General features: G+C 69.5%; 4 protein-coding genes and 1 pseudogene. 2 read left to right on the forward strand and 3 right to left on the reverse strand.

The features are described from left to right. Positions 1 to 292: 292 nt before the first annotated feature. Entirely contained in the window at positions 293 to 490 is a 198-nt protein-coding gene (locus tag RBJ77_RS40090) for a hypothetical protein (RefSeq protein WP_372349474.1), read from the reverse strand. Between the two features lie 1,011 nt (positions 491 to 1,501). Here RBJ77_RS40090 and RBJ77_RS40095 point away from each other — a divergent pair. Then, on the forward strand, positions 1,502 to 1,693 hold the full coding sequence (locus RBJ77_RS40095) for a hypothetical protein (RefSeq protein ID WP_372346643.1): 192 nt from the start codon (positions 1,502 to 1,504) through the stop codon (positions 1,691 to 1,693). Between the two features lie 1,458 nt (positions 1,694 to 3,151). Here the strand turns inward: RBJ77_RS40095 and RBJ77_RS40100 are convergent. Next, on the reverse strand, positions 3,152 to 3,430 hold the full coding sequence (locus RBJ77_RS40100; protein ID WP_372349475.1) for a hypothetical protein: 279 nt from the start codon (positions 3,428 to 3,430) through the stop codon (positions 3,152 to 3,154). A 1,299-nt stretch (positions 3,431 to 4,729) separates the two neighbouring features. On the opposite strand from RBJ77_RS40100, the gene RBJ77_RS40105 reads away from it, so the two are divergent. After that, the gene (locus RBJ77_RS40105) at positions 4,730 to 5,059 is read left to right on the forward strand and encodes a hypothetical protein (RefSeq protein ID WP_372349476.1); all 330 of its coding nucleotides are present in this window, start codon (positions 4,730 to 4,732) and stop codon (positions 5,057 to 5,059) included. A 411-nt stretch (positions 5,060 to 5,470) separates the two neighbouring features. On the opposite strand, the pseudogene RBJ77_RS40110 reads toward RBJ77_RS40105, so the two are convergent. Continuing rightward, positions 5,471 to 5,816 (reverse strand): annotated as a pseudogene (locus RBJ77_RS40110) (MerR family transcriptional regulator); the annotation flags it as partial. Between the last annotated feature and the right edge of the window lie 184 nt (positions 5,817 to 6,000).

The raw sequence follows: 6,000 nt of genomic DNA on the forward strand, positions 1-6,000 counted from the left end.
GCCGGCGAAGAAACCAGGGCTGCCACCGGCACCGCCATCGCCGCCGTTGCCACCGTCAGCGCCACCCGCGGCCACGGCCAGGCTCATGGACTGCGGCTTGGTGTCCATGTTCGGGGGACGCAGCAGGCTGGTCCGGCCCTCCAACGTCGATGCGGCGGCCGAGCCGACCACGACCTCGTACGTCTGGCCCGCCTGGAGGCCGCTCAGCCGGCATTCGACGTAGGTCCCGGCGGTCCCGGCGGCTCCGCCACCACCGCCGGCCCCGCCGCCCCCGCCGCCGTTCGTGCTGCCGTCACCACCGGCTCCGCCGCGGCCACCGCTGCCGCCGTGGCCTCCGGCGCCCCCACATCGTGACGGTCGCCTCGGTGACATCCTTGGGCACCGTGATCGTGTACTTGCCGGGCTGGGCGGCGGTGAACACGTCGCCGTCGGCGTGGGCGGCAGGAGCCACCACGGCCGTGCCGATCGCGCTTGCGGCCAGTACGGTCACCGCTGCTGCAGCCCGGGCCAGCCGATACGACGTCGGACTCAAGCCCGGTCGGGTGTCGGCCGAGGCGGGAGTAGCACAGGGACAGTTTCGCGAGGCTCAAGGAACAACTCTTCCGTTCAAGGGCAGGGCAGGTGTGACAGCCCGGCCGTCAGCATTCCGCATACTCAACGATCATGTGCGAGGCCCGAAACGGCCTGGTCACACAGCCCTCTGATCAAATCGATCATGGTGGGTGTTGTCTGTGGGGACACTGCCTCATCTCCTTACGGAGAGGCGTTGATCCGCGCCATGCGTCTCCACCCGGAACCCGCCGGCACGTGACCAAGGTTCGATGACACAGGACAGCCCCGCCGGTGGCCGTCACTGCGCCCCGCCGTGGTCGGGTTCGCGGTCAAGCCGCTCACCCTGGACAAGAAGACCGGGTTCAGTGCGCGTCCCGGCCGCGACGGTACGCATCGAATTGCTGTGGGGGGGGCGCCTGCTGGCCATCCTCGTGTACCAGGTGCGGCCTCCCGGCCCCATCGCGGCTCGCGCAGCGGTCCATCCTGATGCGGGCCCGATCGGCCGCCACGGCGAAGACGTCCTCAAGGAGGCGCAGCCGCTCGGCCGGGGAGGTCGAGGCCCGCACCGCGCGCCGAACTCTCCCCCGCCGAACTCGACCGCAAGGAAGAGCTGTTGGCGATCGTCCTGAGCGACACTGACCGGCCCAGCCGCGCCGTCGCCACCGGATTTCGCCGCCCGCTCGTACGACGCCTGGCATACACGACCGCTGCCGGGCTCGCCGCGGGAGCCGCCCTCCTTACGGTGACCCTGTCGGCTGAACCACCCGAGCCGGGCGGATCCGGACCCCTGTCGTCGGCCGAAGTGGCCACGTGGACCAGCACCTCCCACCGACCGAAGCAAAGAAGTGCCGCCTTCGGCAACTGCTTCAGCAAGGCGATGGACGTCAACAAAGGAAAGGGGCGACCAGGTGCGATCTTCAACTGGGGCCGACGCTGAACCACTGTTTCCATGATCGTCACGTCCAACTACCGCTCCGCGTACTGCCTGGCCGGCACGGAAGGCCCAGGCGTGGCGGTACCCATCACCTCGGATGCAGAGGGCGGGGTGTCCGCGAACGACGTCACGCTGGACGCACAGGGCGCCCTCGGCAAGGCTCCGCTCGATTCCGCTACGTGGTCGGCTTGGCGGGCGAGGACGTGAAGGCGATCACCGTGCGCGACCAGGGACGCACCGTCCACGCCACAGTGGAGCAAATGACGAGGTCGTCGCTGCCCTGGGGCAGGTGGACTGCCTGGTGGCCAGACAGCGAGGCGCACGACCACATGACTGGCACCCTCACCCTCACGTTGAAGAACGGCACGAAGCGGACCATCAACGCAGAATCGCTAACCAAGTAATGAGAAAAGGACGGCAGCGGAGCCCCACGCTCTGCGCGCGGCTGTCGACCACCGACCCATGCATCAGCCAGCCCGTGCACAATCCGGGAGCAGCCGGAGCAGGCGCGCCGCCGACGTCGGCGCGCGCTCCCTGGGGCTGGCCGTAATCCGCACGGCGAACCCCGGCAGGCGGGACGCATCGCCGCCGTCCGCGCCCCTTTCCGCCCACGGCCGGCAGCGACGCCGCCCCGACCGCCCGCCGGCCGTCCCTGGCTCTGCGATGAGAAGCCCAGCTCGCCACGGAAGCCACCACCGGACGCGACGGAAGCGGGCGGATCGGGAGCGCTCGTCACGAGCGCTGATCGTGCGCAGCACGGTCACCCCGGGCTGGGAGTGCCGGCCCCTCCCAGCCCGCGGCTGTCTGGCTCGGCTCGCCGCCACGGCTGGACAGGACAGCGCTTTCTCCCTCAGCGCTCCCGACGTCCCGGGCCGTCAGTTCCGGGCAGTGCCGACCAGTCACCCCGGCCGCGGGGATACGATCGCGCCCAGTCGGTGGCACCGGACGGGTGAGGGCTGGTCGCGCGAAGCGGTGCCGGCTCAACGCGGTGCAAGACGAGAGATCCGATACCCCTCATGGGCGAAGTGGTGGGCGCTGGGCTCGCCGCTATGAGGCCGTGTAGCCGCCTTCGGCTGCGTCTTGTGCTTGCCGCAGCATGAGTTGACGGTCCAGTTCGGCACGGATCGGCTCGGCGAGAACCCCCGACCATGCGCACGCGACCAGTTGTTCGGCAACCGAGTGGGAGCTTGATGTTGGTGCGCATCGACACTTCGCGCAGGACATCCCAGGCCTCAGCCGGCTGCCTTCCCCCACGGCGCTGATCACTCCTATGGCCTGGTCGACGTGGGCACGGGACTGCATCGCGGTCTGGAGGTGCGCAACCTCGGTCTCCCAGATCGGCAATCCGGAGCGGTCTCCCCAGCAGGAACATCGTCGGGCGTCGGCACGGCACTCCTCCAGGACGCGGTCGGTCTCTTACACACAGTCACCTGCCCCGCCATACTCACGCAACACGTCCGCCGACACGGCAGGCAGAGCCTCCCGGGCGCGGAAGCAGCACCTTGAGCTGGCTACCCGCTCTACTGGCGCCGATCCGATGCGGGCGTACCCGCAGACTCCATGCTCTGGCGCATCAGATAGCGCGGCCTTGACCCGCAAGGCGTGGACGTCGATCGGTTTGTGGATGATGTCGGCAACCCCCGCCTCAAGGCCTCGCCGGTCAGCTCATCGTCCAGAGCGCACCCCCGTGACCAGGATGATGGGAATGTGGCGGGTCTGATCCAGACGAACCCAGATAGCGGGCCACTTCCAGCCCTGCTGAGCAGGGGGCATGCGCACGTCCATGACGATCAGCCCGACACCGCCCTTCAACGCAGCTTTCAGCGCACGGGCGCCCCGGTAGCGCGTTCCACCGGATAGCCGAGGGGTATCAGGGGCAGCCTGCAGGGCGAGCAGGGTGTCTTCGTGGTCGTCGACCAGCAAGATCCGCAACCTGTCCGCCATGGTCGCCCCTCTCGACGCCGATGCATCCTCCTGCCAGGAGTCTGAGCCCTCAGATCGTCCTTCTTGCACCAGCTTTGCGGAGCAACAGCCCGGATTGGGACCGAGTTGATCTCTTGCCGTGTGAATGTTTCACACGGGGAGTTCTGGGAGTAGCTTTCGGGTGTGGGCGTGGACCGACCCTGGGGTGACGATGCCGAGATAGCGCGGCAGCGTGCTGCCGAGCGCGTGCCCGTGCGGCGGCTGCGGCCGCGGCGGGCCGAGCAGCACGATCGCCCTGGCACAGCACAGCGAACCTGCGACGCTCCGGCATCTGGCCGCGCGCCACCGCGCGACGGCCGCTCGCCACCTGGCGGCTGCCGAGATGCAGGAGGCGCTACGCCCGTCGGCTGGCCGCCTGGTCGCACAGCACACAGGAAGCCCGTCCCCTCTTCGCGAGCAGTGTCGTTGCGGCGTGCGGGGTCGACGCCGGGGCGCTGGTGCTGCTCGACCCGAACATGCAGCGCCTCGCGGTCGCCTTCGTCCGATGAGCGTGCCGAACGGGCACAGGATCTGGGGCTGGGTGCTCGGCCAAGGCGCGAAAAAAAGAGGCGGCGCGTAGCGGGGAACTGGTGGCCGCCGCGGGCTCCGATCTGCTGGCGCGCTGGCCGGCCTACGGGTGCGGCATCCACGATCTCGGGCTGCGGGCTGTTGCCGCCGTGCCGCTCACCGCCGCAGGCACGCGCTCAGTGTGCTGGTGGTGTACGACCACGAGCAGCCTGCCCCAGCCAGGCAGACCTCCAGCGCATCGGTGCGGCCCTGACCGAGGGACATCCTCCTCGGCCCGGACGGCGACCCCTGGCTGTACGGGAAACCGACCTGCACGACGAGGTCCACCAGGCCACCGGCATCACCGCGAGAGAGAAGGCTGCGGCATCACGGACGCCCTGGCCCTCATCAAAGCCCGCTCCTACACCGACGACACCACCACCAGCGACATCGCCCACCGGATCATCCACCACGGCCTACACCTGACCAACGAACCGGGTAGTCCACGGCTCCTACGGGCCGCGGCTTGTCGAGAAAATCGAACACCTGATCTGCGGTGCATGCGCAACCTGCCGATTCCGGATGATCTCGTACACGCACAGATGGAATGGACGCGCGTACGAGGCGCTCGCGCACGAGCGCGGCCCGCATGCCGCTTCTGCGGCGGCGCCTGGTGCTGCTCTCCGTCCGTCTGACCGCGCATCCCTACTGGGAGGCCGGACTCCGCCGGCGCCCGTATGCAGATGCGGCGGCAGCCCGCGAGGAACCGCGATCATGCCTGACCTGACCGAGCGGCAGCACGCCATCCCTCGACTTCGTACGGGCGTGGATCACGAGCACCGTGAACCGCCCACGCTCACCCGGATCGGCACAGCGGTCGGACTGCGGTCACGGTCGGCGGTCCACTACCAGCTACGCCAGCTGGAGACGCTGGCCCTGGTCCGCATCGTGAACGGGAGGCCGAGCCGATCGGGTGGGACCCCCTCGCCGCTCTGCGCAGCCAGCGCCGGGCGCCGATCCCGCCCGGCGGGCGCGGTGCGTACGGAGACCGGCGTGGTCCCCGTACGTCGTGACCTGGGTCGGCCCTCCGCGCCACGGGGGTGAGCGCACGGGCCGAGACCGCACTCTATGATCTACTCCGCTCAGCAGGAGTGAGGTTGCTGCACGATGGCCCCCGACCAGAGTCCATCGGCTCAGGCGGAGGCGCGCGCCATCGGGCCCGACACCTGACGCGGCTCGCTACCCGACCAGCAAGGCCGGTGCCAGAGGTCAAGGACGGCGCGGAGCGCTGGTCGACGCGTGCCATCACGGCGGGGCAGCCTCGCCGCGCCGGGTGGGAGCCCCTTGGAAGCGGGTCGCGGTGGCGAGCTGCTGACTCAATCAGTACGACATCGAAGAGTAGCTGCGCCCTACGGAGCGCCCTCGACGTCGGGCGGTGCCGCTGCCTCGCCAGAGGGCCGACCGGGCCCGTCTCGGGTTCATCTGCGGTTCGTGAGCGAGATCAGGCTGAGGGCGCGGGCTGGGCCCGCGGAGTTCTTCGTTGATGCGCTGGGCTTCCTCGAGCTGGTCTTCGAGGATGATGATGCGGCAGGCGGCCTCGATGGGGGTGCCGTTGTCGCGACGAGTTCGCGAGCGCGGCCCGCGATGCGCAGCTGGTAGCAGGAGTAGCGGCGGTGGCCGCCTTCGGAGCGCAGCGGGTGATCAGGCGGTGCTCGCCCAGAGTGCGGAGGAAGGCGGGAGTGGTGCCGAGCATCTCGGCGGCCCGGCCCATGGTGTAGGCGGGATAGTTGTCATCGTCGAACTTGTCGACAGGGCGGGTACTGCAGAGGGGGCATAGACCTCTTCTTTCGGGGGACCGCATCGAGGGCCCGGGTGCCGTACCAGCACCCGGGCCGAGCTTTCAACACCATCTACCGGTTTACTGCGCCGGCGCTTCTTGTTCCGCTGGGCCCGCCTGGGAGGCGGGACTGCGGGATCGCGTTGCGTGACCGGGGACCCACCTTCCAATCCAGGGGCCTGCGGTACCCGGGCGGTGTTCTTCCTCG

The organism is Streptomyces sp. KL116D (assembly GCF_030766975.1).
Classification (GTDB): domain Bacteria; phylum Actinomycetota; class Actinomycetes; order Streptomycetales; family Streptomycetaceae; genus Streptomyces; species Streptomyces longispororuber_A.